Source organism: Chitinophaga polysaccharea (genome assembly GCF_007829335.1).
GTDB lineage: Bacteria > Bacteroidota > Bacteroidia > Chitinophagales > Chitinophagaceae > Chitinophaga > Chitinophaga polysaccharea_B.
In genome coordinates this window covers 1830615-1848440 of the sequence record NZ_VIWO01000001.1, presented here as the reverse complement: position 1 = coordinate 1848440, position 17826 = coordinate 1830615, and the positions used below count along the sequence as shown (strand labels likewise).

The window sequence follows — 17826 nt, the reverse complement described above, 5'->3', positions numbered from 1 at the left end:
CTTTCGGCGCTAGCTTGTCAACACAAACCCCGGTTATTCTGTTTATTCGTTTAATTTTTTTAGATATTAAAAGCCGTATCAATAATCTGTTGCTGCTCACGTGCATGCACTTTCGCATAACCGGTAGCAGTAGAAGCGCTCGGATTACGGCTGATAACGCCATAATTGATCTGTTTCAGATTCATTTGCAGGTACGCTGCTGCTCCCATATTCAACGGCTCTTCCTGTACCCAGAAGAAAGTGGCGCCCTTATATTTCTGCGCAATTACTTCCAGCTGTTTTACCGGCAATGGATACAGTTGTTCCAGGCGAACGATGGCCACATCTTTACGGTCATCCTTGGCTTGTTTATCACTCAGGTCGAAATACATTTTACCAGTACATAACAACACTTTCTTCACCACCGCTGCATCATCGATAAACGGATCGTCCAGCACTTCCTTAAATCCACCCTGCGTAAATTCGGCCATGGTAGAATAAGCACCTACATGACGCAGGTTGGCTTTAGGCGAGAAGTTAATCAGCGGTTTGCGGAACTGCCAGGTCAGCTGACGACGCAATGCATGGAAGAAGTTGGCAGCCGTAGTGATATTGGTAATCACCATGTTTTCCTCAGCACATTGCTGTAAGAAACGCTCCGGACGGGCATTGGAGTGATCTGGTCCACCGCCTTCATATCCATGAGGCAACAACATCACCAAACCATTCTGGGTGGTCCATTTCTGCTCTGCACTGCTGATATATTGGTCAATCACCGTTTGCGCACCGTTTACAAAGTCGCCATACTGTGCTTCCCATAATACCAGGTTGTTAGGATTGGCCATGGCATAACCATATTCAAAGCCCAGCACACCATATTCGCTCAACAATGAGTTATAAATTCTGAATTTACCCTGGTTTTCCTGGAAGTGACTAAGACGACTATACGTTTCGTTGGTATTCTCATCAAACAATACGGCATGACGGTGAGAGAACGTACCACGCTTCACATCTTCCCCGCTCATTCTTACGTCTTTTCCTTCGATCAGGAGACTGGCATAGGCCAACAGCTCACCGGTAGCCCAATCTACCTTACCTTCTTCTTCGTACAGTTTTATTTTATCCTGCAGCAGTTTGCTCACTTTACGCAGTGGTACAAAGTTTTCCGGCCACTTCATCAATCCGTCGAACAAGCGTTTGAAATCTTCTTCCTTGATGGCTGTTACCGGGGAAGCTTCAAAGTCCTGTGGTGTGGCCTTACGGAGGGCCTGCCACCATTGTTCCGGTTTCTGGTTGGCGTAAGGCAGCGGGTGCTGCTTCACTTCATCCAAACGAGCCTGCAAATCGGCCCAGAACACGGTTTCCATTTCCTTCGCCAATGCCTGTGCATCAGACTCACCATTTTTCAGCAGGAACTGGGTATATACTTCACGCGGATTGGCATGTTTTTCAATCAATGCGTAGAGGCTTGGTTGGGTAAACTTAGGTTCATCGCCCTCATTGTGTCCGTGCTTACGGTAGCACACCATGTCGATGAATACATCTTCATTGAATTCCTGGCGGTAACGGGCAGCCAGCTGTGATACTTTTACCACGGCTTCTGCATCATCGCCATTTACGTGGAATACCGGCGCCTGTACGATAGAAGCCACGCTGGTGCAATAATCTGATGAGCGGGCATCATCGAAATCGGTTGTAAAACCGATCTGGTTATTAATAACAAAATGAATGGAACCACCTACGTAGTAACCTTTCAGTTTGCTCATCTGCTCTACTTCATACACAATGCCCTGACCAGCTACGGCAGCATCACCGTGAATCAGGATAGGCAGTATTTTATCGTAATCACTGTTATAGATCACATCAGCTTTACTGCGGGCAAAGCCTACTACAATTGGATCTACCACTTCCAGGTGGGAAGGGTTAGGCATCAATTGCAGGTTTACCTGGTTACCGGCAGGAGTAGTTACCTGTGAACGGAAACCCAGGTGATACTTCACGTCGCCGCTACCCATGGTCATATCCGGGGTAGCCAGTCCTTCAAACTCGTTGAAGATCTGCTCATATGTTTTTCCGAGGATGTTGGCCAACACGTTCAAACGGCCGCGGTGAGCCATACCGATCACAGATTCCTGTACGCCATATTCTGCGGCCACGTTGATGATCGCATCCAGCGCAGGAATGGTGGATTCGCCCCCTTCCAGGCCAAAACGTTTTTGCCCGATATATTTTGTATGGAGGAATTTCTCGAAGATAACACCCTGGTTCAGCTTCTGCAGGATGCGGCGGCGCTGTTCGAGCGACAGCGGCTGGGTCATAACATGCTCAAACTCCTTTTCCAGCCATTTCGCTTTCGTGCGGTCGTTAATGTAAGTATATTGTAAGCCTACGGAAGCAGCATAGATCTGGTTCAGGTAAGCAACGATTTTTTCCAGCGTAGCCTTGCCTACACCAATAGTAGTGCCTGCAAAGAACTCGGTTTTCAGATCAGCGTCCCCTAATCCAAAACTGGCGAGGTCCAGGTTGGCCTTCCGGTCTTTTCTCTCACGGATGGGGTTGGTTTTAGCAATCAAATGGCCCTTTTTGCGATACGCCTGTATCAGGCGGTATACACCCAGTTCTTTCGCCAACTGGTCGTCACTCACCGGCAATGAAGTGCTGCCCCCTGCTACAGGTGCTGGTGCCCCTGCGTGACCGTTTACATTGGATACTGCAAAATCAAATCCTTCGAAAAATTTAACCCAATCCGGGTCTACAGAGTTGGGATCTTTGCGGAAATCCTGGTATAACGATTCTATGTAAGCAGGATGTGAGTTAGTGACGAATGAGAAGTCCTTCATTTACAACGAGTTTTGCTGATCTTCAGTTCAAATACTTTTCTGTCGGTCCCAATACATTAATATATGGGATTGCAAATATCGCTCGTTTTTCGATACGCTGGTTGGAAAAAATGAGAAAAAATCAAGTGATTATCTGTGATAAATCAGCCTTATATTTGCACTTTGACGGAAAAACTACATTTAGTTTGTTTTGTAAATGGAATATAGTTACCTTTGCCGTCCGAAACTTGAAATTTTAAAAATGGCAAACCATAAAGCAACAAAGAAAGACGTACGTCAAAGCAGAAAGCGTAATGAACGTAATCGTTACTATGGTAAAACTACCCGTAACGCCATCCGTGACCTGAAAGCAGTGACTGACAAAGCAACAGCGGAGAAAGATTTAGCTGAGGTAGCTTCCATGATCGATAAGCTGGCTAAACGTAACGTTATTCACAAAAACAAAGCTGCAAACCTGAAAAGCAAGCTGGCTAAGAGAGTTCTGACCCTCGCTTAATTGTTTCAGTAACAATATTTATAGCTCTTCCTCCAAAAGGAAGGGCTTTTTGTTTTTCCTCTCACGATCGTATATGAAAAAGATACTTATCCTCCTCGCCTCCCTGTTACCATATGGCGGCTTCGCCCAGGACCTCGCCACCCGGTACGAAAAAACCAACGGCCGCGAAACAGCTAACTACCCGGAAGTGATTGAATACTACCAGCTACTGGCCAAAAGATTCCCGCAAATCAACCTTCGCACCGTCGGTACCACAGATGCCGGGTTCCCGCTCCACCTTGCTATCTACTCTCCTCAACGGGATTTCGACTTCAAAAGCCTGCATAAGAAGAATAAACGTATTATACTCATTAATAACGGCATACATCCCGGAGAACCCGATGGCATAGACGCCAGCATGATGCTGCTCCGCGACCTGGCCCTGGGCAAAACCAGGCTTCCCGATAACGTAATCCTGGCGGTGATCCCGGTATATAATATCGGTGGCATGCTCAACCGTTCACCCTGGTACCGGGTTGACCAAAACGGCCCCGATGCCTTCGGATCACGCGGTAACGCACAAAACCTCGACCTGAACCGCGACTTTATCAAGACCGACTCCAGGAACGCTTTAGCATTCCAGCAAATCTATCACCTCACCGACCCCGACGTATTTGTGGATAACCATGTGAGCAACGGCGCCGATTATCAGCATATCATGACCCTGCTCACCACCCAGCACAATAAACTGGGCGGCCCCATGGGCGAATTCATGAACAAAACGTTTGAACCGGGCCTGTATAGCCTCATGAAAGAAAAGGGCTACGACCTCGTTCCCTATGTCAATCATTTTGGCGAAACACCCGACAGTGGATGGGTAGAATTTGCAGACGGCCCACGCTACTCCACCGGGTACACCACCCTCTTTCATACCTTCGGGTTTGTACCGGAAACACATATGCTCAAACCTTATCCACAACGCGTAAAAGCTACTTACGCCCTGATGGAATGCTTTATACAGTTCACTTCCACCCACAGCGAAACCATCAGGCAGTTAAGAGAAGCGGCCAAACAAAATTCTCTTACCCAATCCAGCTTCCCGCTGGCCTGGCAGTTTGATATGACGCAATACACCAACATTACGTTCCGTGGCTTCGCTTCCGGACACAAGCCCAGCGCCATTTCAGGCCTGCCAAGATTATACTACGACAGAACCCAGCCCTATGTAAGACAAGTAAAATTCTATAACCAGGCCGTAGCCACCAATTTTGTGGAAAAACCCGTGGCATATATCATCCCACAGGGATGGTGGGCCGTTATTCATCTCCTTAAAAATAATAACGTACAAATGCAACCGCTACTCAGGGATACCACCCTGTATGTGGAAGTATATCATATAGCCGATTTCCAGACCTATAACAAACCGTTCGAAAAACACTACCTGCACACTAATATCAAAGTCAACGCCAGCAAGGATTCCATCCGCTTCCGGAAAGGCGACTTTTATATTCCCATGAACCAGGTGGCCAACCGCTTCCTCATGGAAACGCTGGAACCTACCGGCGGCGATTCGTTCTTCGCCTGGAATTTCTTCGATGCGGTACTCGGACAAAAAGAAGGCTATTCGCCCTATGTGTTTGAAGATACCGGGGCAGCATACCTGAAGGAGCACCCGGAATTACAGGAGTTGTTAAACAGGAAAAAAGCAGCTGATACCGCCTTTGCCAATAATGGCAGTGCACAGCTGGAGTTTGTTTTTAAAAACTCGCCCTATGCAGAACCGGAGTACATGCGCTATCCTGTATACAGGGTGCGGTAAACACTATACCCGTTCCAGCTGCAACATAACATGCTGCTCTCCAAAAAAGTGATTGTAAAATAAAATGGAATGAACCGGCGCAGTCAATTGGTCCTGCATGGGAAACCAGGAAGCAGGCAGTTGCTGCGCTTTCAGTATCTGAGCCCCCAACCAGAGACCAAATGCACCTGCTGTGTCATATTCGCCGCATAAATGCTTGAAGGGTAATTGGGGTACACCCGGAAAACAGGCATCCAGTACATCATAGTAATGTTCATGGTTACTGTCGCCATTACGGCCACAAATAATCAAATCTGCACCTTCGCTAAAATTCCGCAGGGCGGTTGCCAGCTTTTCCTCACTGGGTTTATACAACATCCTGAACCCGGAAATAGCCGCATAACTCTCTGGAGTAGCAGCACCGGTAAGCGTAAAGAAAGCAGCGCCCTCGCCTGCTATGGTACCGGGAGACAAATGCTGGTATACCTCCTGGCTGTTGACAGGCGCTGACTTCCAGCAACCAATCCGGCTCTTGATATAAAAATGTTCTTTGGTAATTTCTTCGAAAGCGCCGGTCAGCGTATGGGACGCCCCCTCCTGTATCATCATGATACTGTCGAGCAAAGCATTTTCGAAGGAGAAACCGCGGTGTACAAACGTATTGTTATAGGCCGTGCATTTTTGCTGGAGGGCAATCAGGCCATTCACGGAATTATAGGTAGATTGAATAAATGGGGTAGGATTTAAAGCAGTTTCTTTATACTCAACAATTTCTTTAATGAACTTTTCGGTATCCTGTAAACTGCCTTTCCCTGTACCCGTAATAATCGGACCAGGCGTAGAGATTCCGCTATCCTGTATACATTTCAGGGCAGCGGTGAGTCCCATTTTCAGCGTACGTGTCATACGACGCAGGCTGTTGCCAGGAATAAACGGTTTGTAATCAGGTTCTATACAGGCAAGCAGGTTACTATCTGTATGCACCAGTGGCGCCTGAAAAATGTCTCCCTCAAAAGTTGGCTGAGGAGAAATGGCTGCCGTTCCTTGTATATAACACTTACCCTTCATATTTACTGATCACCAGGGAAGCATTATTGCCCCCAAAGCCGAATGAGTTTGAAATAACATTGTTGACAGGATATCCCTCCAGTAGTTGTGTTACTGGCGTAATGCTCAATTCTTCCATTTTTTCCGAAAAATTGAGATTTGGGAATATTAACCCATGTTGTATAGCGAGTATGGAATATATGGCTTCTATAGCACCCGCTGCCGCCAAAGTATGTCCTGTAAAGGGTTTGGTGGAACTAAACAGGGGTACTTTGTCGCCAAATAACCGTTCCAGTGCTTTTCCTTCCGATACATCGTTATTGAGCGTGGCGGTACCATGCACGTTGATATATTCCACCTGTTCCAGGGAACGGCCACTCATGGCCAACGCGGTTTTCATGGCTTCATAAGCGCCATCCCCATCCGGCGATGGAGACGTAGGGTGGAAAGCTTCATTGGTATTACAATATCCGCTCAATTCTGCGAGGATACGACTATTGTTGGCTTTGGCAAAAGATTCACTTTCCAGTACCAGGTAGGCCGCGCCTTCTCCCAGGTTCAACCCGGTACGTTGCTGATCAAAGGGACGGCAAAATTGCTTATCCACATTTTTCAGTGAGTTGAAACCATTCAGTGTAAAGCGGGTCAGCGCTTCTGTGCCCCCGCATACCATACGGGGTAACATGCCCTGCCTGATCATACGCGCGCCAAACATCAATGCGTTGGCGGAAGAGGAACAGGCGGTGCTGATGGTGGCAATATGTTCGCTGAACCCAACAATATCGGCTATACGTTGTGTACAGTCGGCGCAGTCCAGCGTATCAATGTATTGTAAAAAAGTGCCGTTTTTTCCGGGGTCTATGATATCGAAATAAACTTTTTCGGTATCACACATTCCACCAACCGTGCTGGCATTGATAAACCCGGTAGGGGCAGATTGCACGCCCTCTATCCCTGCATTTTGCAAAGCTTCCTGCATGGCAATCAATCCCAGCAAGGTAGTACGGGTATAACCGTCTTTCACCGGTACCCCAGCCAACGCAAACAGCGACTCGCTGGGATGTTTTACCTCCGCCACCGGCAACACCTGCCGGTAAATGGTATCGATATATTCGGTATAGCCCAGGCCACTGTGCTGAGACCGCAAACTGTGCAGATTTCCGGCCACATCATCACCAATGGCGGTGATCATCCCTACCCCTGTTATGAAAACTCTTTCCGCCATGCCGCCAATTTACCTATGCGGGTTGTTTGGATGTAATAAACTCTGCCATTGACTGAACAGACTGTAAGATCTTACGACCTTCACGGGGATCTTCTACCTTTATATGGTATTGTCTTTCCAGTAATACCATCAATTCAAGGGAATCAATACTATCGAGTCCTAAACCTTCGCCAAACAGGGGTGCATTGTCATCAATGTCTTCTGGTTTGGTATCCTGCAGGTTCAGCGCCTCAATGATTTGTTCTTTCAGTTTCTTTTTTAATTCTTCCATAATGTTGTAGGTTTATCACCTGCTGTTCACACAGGCGAACGCCCTTGTGGGGGGTAAAAATACAGTTTTACTATTGTTTTGAAAACATTTATCAGTTCAATCTTCGTTTTTCCAGCCACCCGGCTACGGCCAGCATAGCCAGTCCTGTGAGTACCAATCTTACTACATTCTTCCACACATAATTAATATCTCCATTACGCAGGTAAATATCGTTAATCGCATCCAGTCCCCAGCTCAGGGGAGATAAATGCCCCAGTAGCTGCATTTTTGCCGGCATTACTTCGAGTGGAATCCATATACCACCAATGGCCGATAAAATGACAATGGAGATAGCCCCGAAATTAAGCGCCTGGTTAGGCGTTTTAAATATCGTGCCCACCAGGATGCCATAAGCCGTAGCTGCCAGCCCGATGCCCGCCGCCACCAGTAAGGTAGCCCCGTGACGCTGACCCATTTGCAGGGTGGGCAGATCCAGTAAAGGCATCACATAAATACCCACCAGCATCATCAGGTAAAATTGTAATACACAGATGCCTACGAAAAAAAACATTTTTCCAGCCAATATCGCCAGGTAGGATCCTGGAATCAGCTTCATTCGCAGCAGGCTGCCATCTTCCCGTTCCCGGATCATATTCCCTGCAATGGGAATAACAATAAAAAACATCGCGAAAATACTCCAGGCCGGTACATTGTGCTGTACCGAGTTGGAAATGACATCCAGCTGTTTGCCGGTACCCGTACTGTGCTCCTGTAATCCAACGGCCTGCAAACGAATAGGCAGCGTATCTGTGGTATTGGCCACCGAATCTTTACTTTTCAGTTGCTGTTTGATACGGCCCAGCAACATATCGGTTTCCACCTGCGTCAGGAAATTATCCAATGCCTGGTGAATAGCCCCTTTGAAAGCTTTCTTCGCAGCCGGATCAAAATAAATGATCACATTCAGCGAATCGGCCTGCCGTTTTACTGGTAAAGAGGCCGACATACCCATCCGCTTTGTAATATCGTTTACAATATGGTTGGCGTTACTTACAATAGCCGCTGTAGCTCCTTCCGGCACAATAATGCTGATCTTGTATTTGCCTTCGTTGACCAGCTGCCGGGCCCGCTCTGCCGTGACCGGCTTACCTTCCAGTGAATCGATAATATTGAATTGGCCACCGGATTCCAATCCTTCCCTGATATACCGGCCCAAACGGCCATGGTCATTATCTACCGTTAATATGTCAAATTTGATATCCTGGTAATCTTTGAACGGCGCATCCTGTATCAGCGCCATCACCGTAATTAATACTACGGGCATTACAAACAGCAATATCAATCCTGTTTTATCACGCAACAACAGCTGCCATTCTTTCCTTATTGTTGCCAGTAATCTTAACATAGCTGTTACAGCGCTTTTTGTATTCGTTTAATGTAAATGCCCAAAGCTAGTCTCTCACCGCATGTCCTGTGAAATGCAGGAACACATCTTCCAGGTTATTACATGTGGCGTGTTCCCGGATCAGCGTAAGCGGATGGCCATGTACAATCATTTTGCCGGCATCCATAATAACCACTTCTTCACATAAAGACTGGGCTTCTTCCAGCAGGTGGGAGGTGTAAAGTATACTGGCTCCCTGCCGGTTGTAGTCGCGCAGAAACTGCAATATCATGCTGCGGGACTGCACGTCCACTCCTGCAGTGGGCTCATCCAGTACCAGCAATTGGGGATCGTGCAAAATAGCGGCAATAATATTTGCCCGCCGTTTCATGCCACCGGAGTATTTATGAATTTCTTTATGCGCACTCGCTTCCAATCCAAACAGCTCCAGGTAATACATAATTTTCTGCTGTAATGCCTTGCCTTTGAAGCCATAGAGGTTACCAAAGTAGGTGAGGTTTTCCACAGCAGATAATTGTGGATACAGTGCAATTTGCTGGGGCACTATCCCGATGAGTCGCTTAATGGCTTCCCGGTGCGCAGCATCCTGTTTTAAACCATGAATGAACACCTCTCCCGTATCACTCTTCACAATACCACATAAGATAGAAATAGTGGTGGTTTTTCCTGCGCCATTGGGTCCTAATAAACCGGCAATTTTTCCCTTTTCAAATTGAAACGTCAACCCTTTCAGGGTAGGCTCTGCGCTTCCTTTGTAGGTTTTATATAGTTCGTTGACAGTTATGCCGGACATGCTTATTCGTATTTAAAACTTCACTTGTGCCAGCTTCCGGAAGAAAGCCTCCTCGGAGGCAGCACAAGTCATCAACATCTCACTTAATTCTTTATAAGATACATCACTGGCAGACCGGCTTTTACATACCCGTCCTGCTGCAAATGCAAAATTACGCCACAAATCACCGGTTTGCGTAAGCTCTCCGGCCAGCTTGCTCAGCTGGTCATTTTTCAATACTACTGATGCTTCCTGTAAAAAAGCGGCATACAGGAAGCGGAAACCTGCACCACCGGTGCCTATTTCTTCCTGCATACGGATAATATTTCCCAGGTACAATGTGGCTTTACGGTCGCCCGGATTGGTGGCATAGTTGGCTACTCTTTTAGCCAGGAAGCGTATTCCTTTTACGCCAAACATAGGCAACGGCACCTTTAGCATAAAGTGGCAGGCCTGCGCAATACCTTCCTGGATTGGCTTTTCCAGGGATACTTTCGCTGGTACATGCACGGGATAATACATCTTTCCTTTGGGAGCGGGAAATCCTTTGGCAAAGCGCGCCTGTGAAAGGCTTTCCGGATCTATGGTCGTTACTGTGTCCATCACCGGGTCGCTCACCAGGTATTGATTTTCCTGCTTACCATATACCACCAGGTTATGCGCGTTAAAATGAAAACGATAGGAAGGCGGGAAATAAGGCAGATAGTACACGCTCGACTGCAACCCCACCGGGATACCTGCGGCCACTGCTTTGTCGAGCGCCAGCATCCCTTTCTCCGGTGTGGAAAACTTTTCAGACTCCATTTTCACGCCCAGGCGTTTACATACACGCTGGAAAATAGCGCCCGGCCAGATACGATAGGTAGTACCAGGCACACCATTGACCTTTACGAAGGGCAGGTGTCCGAAAAATATACCGGCGCCAATACCAAATGCCATTGGTTCGCTGATCTGCAAACCCTGGTGTCCCAGCAGGTTTGATATTACTCCACTCTCACAATGAGCCGTCTGTTTGTGTTGGAAAATAGAATTACTCATATTATTGTTGGTCGTAAAGACACAAAGCAGCAAAACGCACAAAGAAAATATAAACAATCTGTTCTTTGCGCGTTTTGCTGCTTTGCGCCCCTGCGTGATATTTATTTTACCTGTACCAGCTCTGTTACACTCACTTTGAAGGCATCGGCATACCGTTGCAGCATTTTAGGCGAGAGTTTTTTAAAGACGCCGGGCTTCATATGCCTTTTTACCTGCCACTGGAATTTTCCCACATAATTGGCTAATAGCGCGAGGTCCATCAGGTTTTTCTCCATGTAGTAAGCTACCGGGCTGATTTCACCCGCTGCCACACGGGCGCGGGCAGCCTTTACTTTTTCATTTACTTCTTCCCAGGCCTGGTCCAGTGCAATGTTTTCCGGCTCCCAGCCTGCACTTTGCACCTGCACATAATTGCCGGAATTATCCACCGCATACATAATCTGTTTGAACGTACCTTCATGCAGGTTGTCGCTGTCTTGCGGTACTTCCTCTTTTTTCATGATAGCAGTTTTTAGAAGTGATCCTTATACTACGGTAATGTGCGCGTAAGCATAAGAGAAACGTGCGCTCTCCGGCACCATCAGTACTACTTTCTGTCCTTTCTTCAGGCGGCCGGTATTCATCAGTTCCTCCAGCATCAGGTAAGGTGATGCCGTACCTACGTTACCTACATTGGCCAGGTTGGTAAACCATTTGTCTAATGGAATAGGCACACCCAAGCGGGTAATTTCCTCATCGATCTTTAACCTGAAAAACTCGGAGGATAAATGCGGCAGGAAGAAATCTATTTCATCCAAGTTGATCTGGTGACGTTCTACCAGCTCTTTCCACATTTTTGCTCCTGAAGGAACTATATTCTTACCCAGTAAACGGGTATCCTGTTTAAAAGAAAAAACGCTATGCTGGGCCCATTCTTCCGGCGTCATATCTATCCAGCCGGTGGTATTACCATCCGGTTGCTTGATAGCACCTGCATACATACAGGTTTCCAGCTCGTTGGCGTAAGACAGTATCTCTACCCAATCAACCCGCAAGGACAATCCTTCTTCATTAGGTTTATCCTGGAACAGTGCTGCACTGGCGCCATCAGACAGCATCCAGCGGAGGAAGTCTTTTTCAAAAGCGATGATGGGATTTTCGTCCAGGCTTTTCAGGTTTTCTGCTTCCGGCTGGAATTTCTGTGCCAGCATCCAGGCGGAAAATTTTTCTGAACCAGTACTTACCGCGTTGGAAGTATTACCACAACGAACAGACATCCAGGCGTATTTGAATGCCTGCATACCGGCGGCACAAGCGCCTGTAGCGGCAATCAGCTCTACCGGCTGACATCTTAAAATACCATGTACCATCGCAGCATGATTGGGAAGCAGCTGGTCGGGAGAAGTAGTACCACAGGCCAGCAACTCTAATTTGTTGATGGGGAATTTCTCATCGAACAATTGTTCTACTGCCGTTGCCGTCATTTCGGCATTGGAATGCGTTGATTTACCATCCTTGTCTAAAGAGTAGTAACGCGTCTTGATTTTATTGTTACCCAAAATCTTTAAACGTGCACGAGAAGGTTTTCCGTCTACCATGCCGAGAATGCTCTCCATTTCATCATTTTCAACAGGCTTGTTAGGTAAAAATTTCGACAGCCTGGTAATATAAACTTCCTTCATTTGAATATTATTCGTCTTTAAAGGCTACATGTAATAACCTGATCAACACTGACTTGCCTTGCCAGACAGCGCTCAGAGATAAATATGATTTTTATTTAAAATGCGTTATACACCGAACGTAAATATAGAACTCTAATCGGAATTACAATTATCACGCCGCAGCGTAAAGCTACCTAATAAAGCAGGTTACCGCAAAGAAATACCTTTATAGTACTCCACTTCCCTGCGTAGTTGATTCTTCTTCAAATTGAGCTTTATAATAGAAGTAATCAGGCTAATGGGTGTTAATACAAAGATACCGGCTAACAGCAATCCTCTGTACATACTTACCCGGCCCTGGCGGGAAGCTGCTCCTGGTCCGCCTTTGGCGCTGATGAATTTTGCCCAGAAACGGAAAGCCCTGATTCCTTTGGCTTCCAGTACCACGAGGTTGGGTTTCAGTTCTACGGCGTCGAGTGCCAGCAACTGTGGATGTAAATCGTTCCATTGCTGCTGCAATAATGCTTTTTCCAGCGGCGCGGCAAAACGGTTGGAGGTAATGATTTCGTTTTCCTGTATACCGGCCTGTGGTAAAAAGCGGGTGGCCTCCTTCTTTCCCTTGAATGCCCAACGGAGGATGGTAATGACAGAGATAAGATTAGGCGATTTATCTACCAGTACAATATTACCGACCAGCTGAGCGCCGGCCTGCTGCAAATACCCTTTTACTTTTTCCTGTGCATTGAGCCACATATTCCTGCTGCCCAGTAATGTTACTACGTTCTTCCCTTTCAATAACTGCCTGCCTGCATCGCTTTGCAGAAAAGCGGCCGTAGGCTGGGAAGGCGAAAGGAACCAGGGCTGGTACGCCAGGATTACCAGGTCGAAATGTGCATTCACATCCACTTTCAGCGGTTGTATGGCGCGCGGGGTCAGCTGCACCGTTTCCGGCATAGTATCATAAAATTGCTGCTTTCCCCATGGAAAAGGGAATGGCGTTACGGGCACCAGCTGCTCAAATGTAATATCGGCTTTACCTTCCAACGGAGCCAGCACATGATCAATAACCCTTTTCAATTGCCCTGTCTGGGTATAATATACCACCAGGATCCTTGGTCTTTCGTTCATAAAAGGAATAGGAGTTCAACAATTCAAAACGTAATTCCAACAACTTAATTGGCGAAAACTACAAATCAAACCGTAAACATACAAAAAAACGGTCATCATTCATGTGATTTAATGATAATTTGATGGGAATCGTTGATGGGATGGGGTATTTTTTATTGAGGTAACTTCTTGTGCCCCAGCCAGGTACAGCATCAGCCGGCATAAAATTGCGAATGCTGTACCTGGACTCAAGGACTTGTTATGTTTGTAAAACTTCTCCTATAAACAGAGAAAAGGTGCGAATTATGATATTCGAAGTGTTAAAAATTTGCAAATGTTGATTTTATTTCTTCTGTACAGTACCGGAACCGGTAACGGAAGAATTAACAGAAGGCGTACCTCCGTAGTTCACATTTCCGGAGCCAGTGATCTTTGCATCCAGTTTCACACTGGCATATACATCTGCATCGCCGCTACCTGCAATTTTAACGCTGGCATTTTCCGCCAGGAGCTTATCTCCTTCAAAATTGCCGCTGCCAGCAATCACCAGGTCCATATCCCGGGTTTCGCCTTTTAGCTGGATATTACCCGAACCGGCGATAGATGCTTTTACAGCCGGCGCATTGATTTCACCACTGAGGTTACCGGAACCGGTGAGGCTGAACTTTACGTTGGACTTGGCGTTAAACCTATCCGTTAATTTCAGATCGCCTGCTCCGGCCAAACTGGCCTCGTCTACCTCCGGGGTGGTTAAATATACATTGATGTCTCTATGCGTGCTGACAGAAATACCTCTTTTAAAACGTACTACCAACTTGTCACCCTCCCGGGCAAATTCTATCAGCGGTATAATATTATCCTCCGCCTCTATAACGGCAGGCTTAGCCTCTCCCTGGGACAAGAATACATTCATGCTGCCTTCTACCTTGAGCTGATGGAAAGCTGCCGATTGTCTTTCTTCTTTAGTAACATGCCCGTTACCTTTAACCCGGTTCTGGCCGATTACATCGCAGGAATTTAACAGTAAAGCAGTAGAAAGGGCCACAGTGGCCTGACATAGGAGAGATTTTGTTGATATCATGGGTCAAGATTATGCCAGAAAGATACGCCAGATTTCTGAATTTCGAATTTCAAAATCTGAAATTGACTGAAGGGCTTTATCTTTGCACCACCATGACAGAAAAGATACTTATCCTCGATTTCGGTTCCCAGTATACACAGCTGATTGCACGCAGCATCCGTGAACTGAATGTTTATTGCGAAATTAAGCCTTGCCTTCAGCCCATCGCCTGGGATGAAACGATCAAAGGTGTTATATTATCAGGCAGTCCTTTCTCCGTAAATGATGAAAAAGCGCCCAACATTGACATTGCAGCCATTGCAGCAAAAGTACCTGTACTGGGCATCTGCTATGGCGCCCAGATGATGGCCAAAAATTTTGGCGGAGAAGTAGCTAAAAGCAACATCCGCGAGTATGGCCGCGCTTTTATGGAACACCAGGACAGGGAAGAGAAATTATTATATGATATCTCCCCCAAGAGCCAGGTATGGATGAGTCACTCCGATACCATCAAACGTATTCCGGAAAATTTCGATATCATCGCCACTACAGAAAATATCCCGGTAGCTGCCTTCAAAAGCACCACTGCTGCGGCTAATCCCATATTCGGTTTACAATTCCACCCGGAAGTAACCCACTCCCTGGAGGGCAAACAAATTTTGCGCAACTTCCTGGTACATATCTGTAACTGTCAACAAGACTGGACACCAGCTGCTTTTGTACACGAAACAGTAGAAAAGATCAAAGCACAGGTGGGCGAAAAGAGAGTGGTAATGGCCCTCAGCGGTGGCGTAGATTCTACCGTAGCGGCAGAACTGATCCACAAAGCTATCGGCAAAAATCTCTTCTGCATCTTCGTCGACAACGGTCTCCTGAGAAAAGATGAGTTTGAAACCGTACTCGAATCCTATAAACATATGGGATTGAATGTAAAGGGAGTAGATGCGAAAGCACTGTTTTATGGTCAGCTCAACGGAGTTTCCGACCCCGAGCAAAAACGCAAAATCATTGGTCGCCTCTTCATAGAAGTCTTCCAGCAGGAAGCTACCCAGCTGACAGATATTTCCTTCCTGGGCCAGGGTACTATCTATCCGGATGTCATTGAATCCGTTTCCGTGAATGGCCCTTCTGTGACGATCAAATCTCACCACAACGTAGGCGGATTACCGGAAAAGATGAACATGCAACTGGTAGAACCCCTGCGCTTCCTCTTCAAAGATGAAGTACGCCGCGTAGGCCGCGAAATCGGTATCAGCGAAATATTCCTGAGCCGTCATCCTTTCCCGGGTCCTGGTCTGGCCATCCGTATCCTGGGCGCTATCACGCCTGAAAAGGTACATATGCTGCAGGAAGCAGATGCGGTATATATTGAGGGACTGAGGGAAGCCGGCCTGTACGACAAAGTATGGCAGGCAGGTACCATCCTGCTGCCGGTACAAAGTGTAGGCGTAATGGGAGATGAACGTACCTACGAATTTACGGTGGCATTACGTGCAGTAACCTCCGTAGATGGTATGACCGCCGACTGGGCACATCTGCCTTACGAATTCCTCGCTAAAATGTCTAACGACATCATTAACAAGGTAAAAGGTATTAACCGCGTGGTATACGACATCAGCTCCAAGCCACCGGCTACCATAGAATGGGAATAATTTATTTTAAGAGCTGAAAGCTTAAAGCAGAAAGCAAAAAGCTATTGAAGCAGAGATTTGTGCAAATATTAATATTACACTGGTCATTCGCTTCAATAGCTTTTTGCTTTCTGCTTTAAGCTTTTAGCTTTTTAGAACTACTAGGAATGATTTTTGTAAATTAGCGGCCATTATGAACCATTTAGTTTCCATAAAAAACCTGTTATCCGGCTTCGTACTCCTGGCATTGATCAGCTCCTGTTCTTCTTCCAGGAAAAGTACTTCCCGGGTAGACGGGCCACCGCCATCATTGAGTAAACCTGCCCCGGCCAAAAAACCGGAAGAGAAAAAAGAAACCGCCAAAGCAGCTCCCTTCAACGTACCAGCGTTTGCGAAGGAAGTAAAAAAAGGTACTTACAACATTGCCTTCTTTGCACCGCTCTACCTGGATTCTGCTTTCGCCAACTCCGCAGATATTCCTGGTCGCACGCTTCCAAGATATGTATTACCAGGACTCGAGTTTTACGAAGGCGCCCAACTGGCACTGGATTCACTGCAACAGCAGGGATATAACCTGAAAGTAAACGTATACGACAGCAAAGCCAGGCAAAGTGTATCCTCCCTCATCCGGAGTAAAGCACTGGATGCAACAGACCTCATCATAGGCGCTGTTAATAATCCCGAACTGAAGGAGCTGGCCGATTTTGCCAAAGAAAAAGAAATCACACTAGTGTCCGGTACCTTCCCGAATGATGCCGGTATTACCGATAATCCATTTTTATATATCTCCAACAGCACACTTAAAACACACTGTGAAGCCCTCCAGAATTATGTACAGGATGCCTTCGCCAATAAAAACATTGTGCTGCTTCGCAGGAACACCACTTTTGAAGCCCGCCTCGCCGCTGACTTCAAAGCATCCTACGAAAAAATGCAGAGCGCTAAAAAAGTAAGGATCAAAGAAGTAGTATGGAGCGACGCTACCTCTACCGATGAAATTTCCAAGTACCTGCTCACCGACCGTACCAACGTAGTATTGGTAACTGCCCTGGATGAAGCCGGCGCCAAAAGCCTGCTGCGTAAACTGAGCGTTTCTGCGGCTACCTACCCCCTGCAGATATTTGGTATGCCCACCTGGGATGTATTTAAACTGAAAGAACCGGAATTTAAAGGGCTGCAGATCTATTACTCTTCGCCGTATTTCAACGATAAAACAGATGCTTACAGCAAATATATAAACGACTATTTCCGCAGAACCTACAAAGCCCGTCCGTCAGACATGGCCTATAAAGGATTTGACCTGACCTATTACTTTGTAAGACTGCTGCACAATAACGGCGTTTATTTCAATGGTATGGTAGAAACAGCACCTAAGGTAATTACCAGCTATAATTTCCAGCCGGTTTACCTGAAAGAAGGCGAGCAAACACCCTCCTACTTTGAAAACAAAAATATCTTTATCATCCAGAAAGGAGATAGCTCGGATATTAAAATGAATAAGCAGTAGGCGCAATACGCGTACTTATAAAATCAAAGCGCCCCCACGCTATGCGTGGGGG

At 46.7% G+C, this 17826-nt stretch carries 15 protein-coding genes; 4 read left to right on the top strand and 11 right to left on the bottom strand.

All coding sequences use genetic code 11. The features are described 5' to 3' along the window. Positions 1 to 59: 59 nt before the first annotated feature. Positions 60 to 2819 (bottom strand): 2-oxoglutarate dehydrogenase E1 component, encoded by a 2760-nt coding sequence (locus FHW36_RS07720; protein WP_145664955.1) that lies wholly within the window; start codon positions 2817 to 2819, stop codon positions 60 to 62. Between the two features lie 241 nt (positions 2820 to 3060). On the opposite strand from FHW36_RS07720, the gene rpsT reads away from it, so the two are divergent. Both rpsT and FHW36_RS07710 read left to right on the top strand, forming a co-directional pair. Beyond that, positions 3061 to 3315: a 30S ribosomal protein S20 gene (rpsT, locus tag FHW36_RS07715; protein WP_145664951.1), complete on the top strand. Its 255-nt coding sequence runs from the start codon at positions 3061 to 3063 to the stop codon at positions 3313 to 3315. 73 nt (positions 3316 to 3388) lie between these two features. Beyond that, positions 3389 to 5113, top strand: coding sequence for a M14 family metallopeptidase (locus FHW36_RS07710; RefSeq protein WP_145664948.1), 1725 nt, complete (start codon positions 3389 to 3391; stop codon positions 5111 to 5113). A gap of 3 nt (positions 5114 to 5116) precedes the next feature. On the opposite strand, the gene FHW36_RS07705 is transcribed toward FHW36_RS07710, so the two are convergent. The 10 genes from FHW36_RS07705 to FHW36_RS07660 all read right to left on the bottom strand — a co-directional run bounded on the left by FHW36_RS07705 (position 5117) and on the right by FHW36_RS07660 (position 14657). Then, complete coding sequence (locus FHW36_RS07705; protein WP_145664945.1) at positions 5117 to 6160, bottom strand: beta-ketoacyl synthase chain length factor; 1044 nt, start codon at positions 6158 to 6160, stop codon at positions 5117 to 5119. Beyond that, positions 6150 to 7364 carry a beta-ketoacyl-[acyl-carrier-protein] synthase family protein gene (locus tag FHW36_RS07700; RefSeq protein WP_145664942.1) on the bottom strand — a complete coding sequence of 405 codons (1215 nt, stop codon included), beginning with the start codon at positions 7362 to 7364 and terminating at the stop codon, positions 6150 to 6152. The genes FHW36_RS07705 and FHW36_RS07700 overlap by 11 nt, the downstream gene beginning before the upstream one ends. Positions 7365 to 7377: 13 nt before the next feature. Further along, complete coding sequence (locus FHW36_RS07695) at positions 7378 to 7635, bottom strand: phosphopantetheine-binding protein (RefSeq protein WP_145664939.1); 258 nt, start codon at positions 7633 to 7635, stop codon at positions 7378 to 7380. Between the two features lie 91 nt (positions 7636 to 7726). Next, positions 7727 to 9019 (bottom strand): ABC transporter permease, encoded by a 1293-nt coding sequence (locus tag FHW36_RS07690; RefSeq protein ID WP_145664936.1) that lies wholly within the window; start codon positions 9017 to 9019, stop codon positions 7727 to 7729. A gap of 46 nt (positions 9020 to 9065) precedes the next feature. Next, positions 9066 to 9812: an ABC transporter ATP-binding protein gene (locus FHW36_RS07685; RefSeq protein ID WP_246121100.1), complete on the bottom strand. Its 747-nt coding sequence runs from the start codon at positions 9810 to 9812 to the stop codon at positions 9066 to 9068. 12 nt (positions 9813 to 9824) lie between these two features. Then, positions 9825 to 10829, bottom strand: coding sequence for a BtrH N-terminal domain-containing protein (locus tag FHW36_RS07680; RefSeq protein WP_145664933.1), 1005 nt, complete (start codon positions 10827 to 10829; stop codon positions 9825 to 9827). A gap of 101 nt (positions 10830 to 10930) precedes the next feature. After that, complete coding sequence (locus FHW36_RS07675; protein WP_145664930.1) at positions 10931 to 11329, bottom strand: hypothetical protein; 399 nt, start codon at positions 11327 to 11329, stop codon at positions 10931 to 10933. Between the two features lie 24 nt (positions 11330 to 11353). After that, complete coding sequence (locus tag FHW36_RS07670) at positions 11354 to 12490, bottom strand: beta-ketoacyl-ACP synthase III (RefSeq protein WP_145664927.1); 1137 nt, start codon at positions 12488 to 12490, stop codon at positions 11354 to 11356. A 186-nt stretch (positions 12491 to 12676) separates the two neighbouring features. After that, positions 12677 to 13597 (bottom strand): dialkylrecorsinol condensing enzyme, encoded by a 921-nt coding sequence (locus tag FHW36_RS07665; protein ID WP_145664924.1) that lies wholly within the window; start codon positions 13595 to 13597, stop codon positions 12677 to 12679. 322 nt (positions 13598 to 13919) lie between these two features. Continuing rightward, a complete protein-coding gene (locus FHW36_RS07660; protein WP_145664921.1) occupies positions 13920 to 14657 on the bottom strand; it encodes a head GIN domain-containing protein in 738 nt (245 codons plus the stop codon). A 92-nt stretch (positions 14658 to 14749) separates the two neighbouring features. Between FHW36_RS07660 and guaA the strand changes: the two genes are divergently transcribed. Together guaA and FHW36_RS07650 are read left to right on the top strand one after the other, a co-directional pair. Next, entirely contained in the window at positions 14750 to 16288 is a 1539-nt protein-coding gene (guaA, locus tag FHW36_RS07655) for a glutamine-hydrolyzing GMP synthase (RefSeq protein ID WP_145664919.1), read from the top strand. Positions 16289 to 16460: 172 nt separating this feature from the next. Next, on the top strand, positions 16461 to 17774 hold the full coding sequence (locus tag FHW36_RS07650; protein ID WP_145664917.1) for an ABC transporter substrate-binding protein: 1314 nt from the start codon (positions 16461 to 16463) through the stop codon (positions 17772 to 17774). Positions 17775 to 17826 lie beyond the last annotated feature (52 nt).

Excerpts from the sequence above, each read along its gene's own strand:
- FHW36_RS07650 (WP_145664917.1), top strand. The coding sequence starts at position 16,461 with ATGAACCATTTAGTTTCCATAAAAAACCTGTTATCCGGCTTCGTACTC.
- FHW36_RS07690 (WP_145664936.1), bottom strand. The coding sequence starts at position 9,019 with ATGTTAAGATTACTGGCAACAATAAGGAAAGAATGGCAGCTGTTGTTG.
- FHW36_RS07695 (WP_145664939.1), bottom strand. The coding sequence starts at position 7,635 with ATGGAAGAATTAAAAAAGAAACTGAAAGAACAAATCATTGAGGCGCTG.
- FHW36_RS07685 (WP_246121100.1), bottom strand. The coding sequence starts at position 9,812 with ATGTCCGGCATAACTGTCAACGAACTATATAAAACCTACAAAGGAAGC.
- guaA (WP_145664919.1), top strand. The coding sequence starts at position 14,750 with ATGACAGAAAAGATACTTATCCTCGATTTCGGTTCCCAGTATACACAG.
- FHW36_RS07660 (WP_145664921.1), bottom strand. The coding sequence starts at position 14,657 with ATGATATCAACAAAATCTCTCCTATGTCAGGCCACTGTGGCCCTTTCT.
- FHW36_RS07700 (WP_145664942.1), bottom strand. The coding sequence starts at position 7,364 with ATGGCGGAAAGAGTTTTCATAACAGGGGTAGGGATGATCACCGCCATT.
- rpsT (WP_145664951.1), top strand. The coding sequence starts at position 3,061 with ATGGCAAACCATAAAGCAACAAAGAAAGACGTACGTCAAAGCAGAAAG.
- FHW36_RS07720 (WP_145664955.1), bottom strand. The coding sequence starts at position 2,819 with ATGAAGGACTTCTCATTCGTCACTAACTCACATCCTGCTTACATAGAA.
- FHW36_RS07665 (WP_145664924.1), bottom strand. The coding sequence starts at position 13,597 with ATGAACGAAAGACCAAGGATCCTGGTGGTATATTATACCCAGACAGGG.
- FHW36_RS07680 (WP_145664933.1), bottom strand. The coding sequence starts at position 10,829 with ATGAGTAATTCTATTTTCCAACACAAACAGACGGCTCATTGTGAGAGT.
- FHW36_RS07705 (WP_145664945.1), bottom strand. The coding sequence starts at position 6,160 with ATGAAGGGTAAGTGTTATATACAAGGAACGGCAGCCATTTCTCCTCAG.
- FHW36_RS07670 (WP_145664927.1), bottom strand. The coding sequence starts at position 12,490 with ATGAAGGAAGTTTATATTACCAGGCTGTCGAAATTTTTACCTAACAAG.
- FHW36_RS07675 (WP_145664930.1), bottom strand. The coding sequence starts at position 11,329 with ATGAAAAAAGAGGAAGTACCGCAAGACAGCGACAACCTGCATGAAGGT.
- FHW36_RS07710 (WP_145664948.1), top strand. The coding sequence starts at position 3,389 with ATGAAAAAGATACTTATCCTCCTCGCCTCCCTGTTACCATATGGCGGC.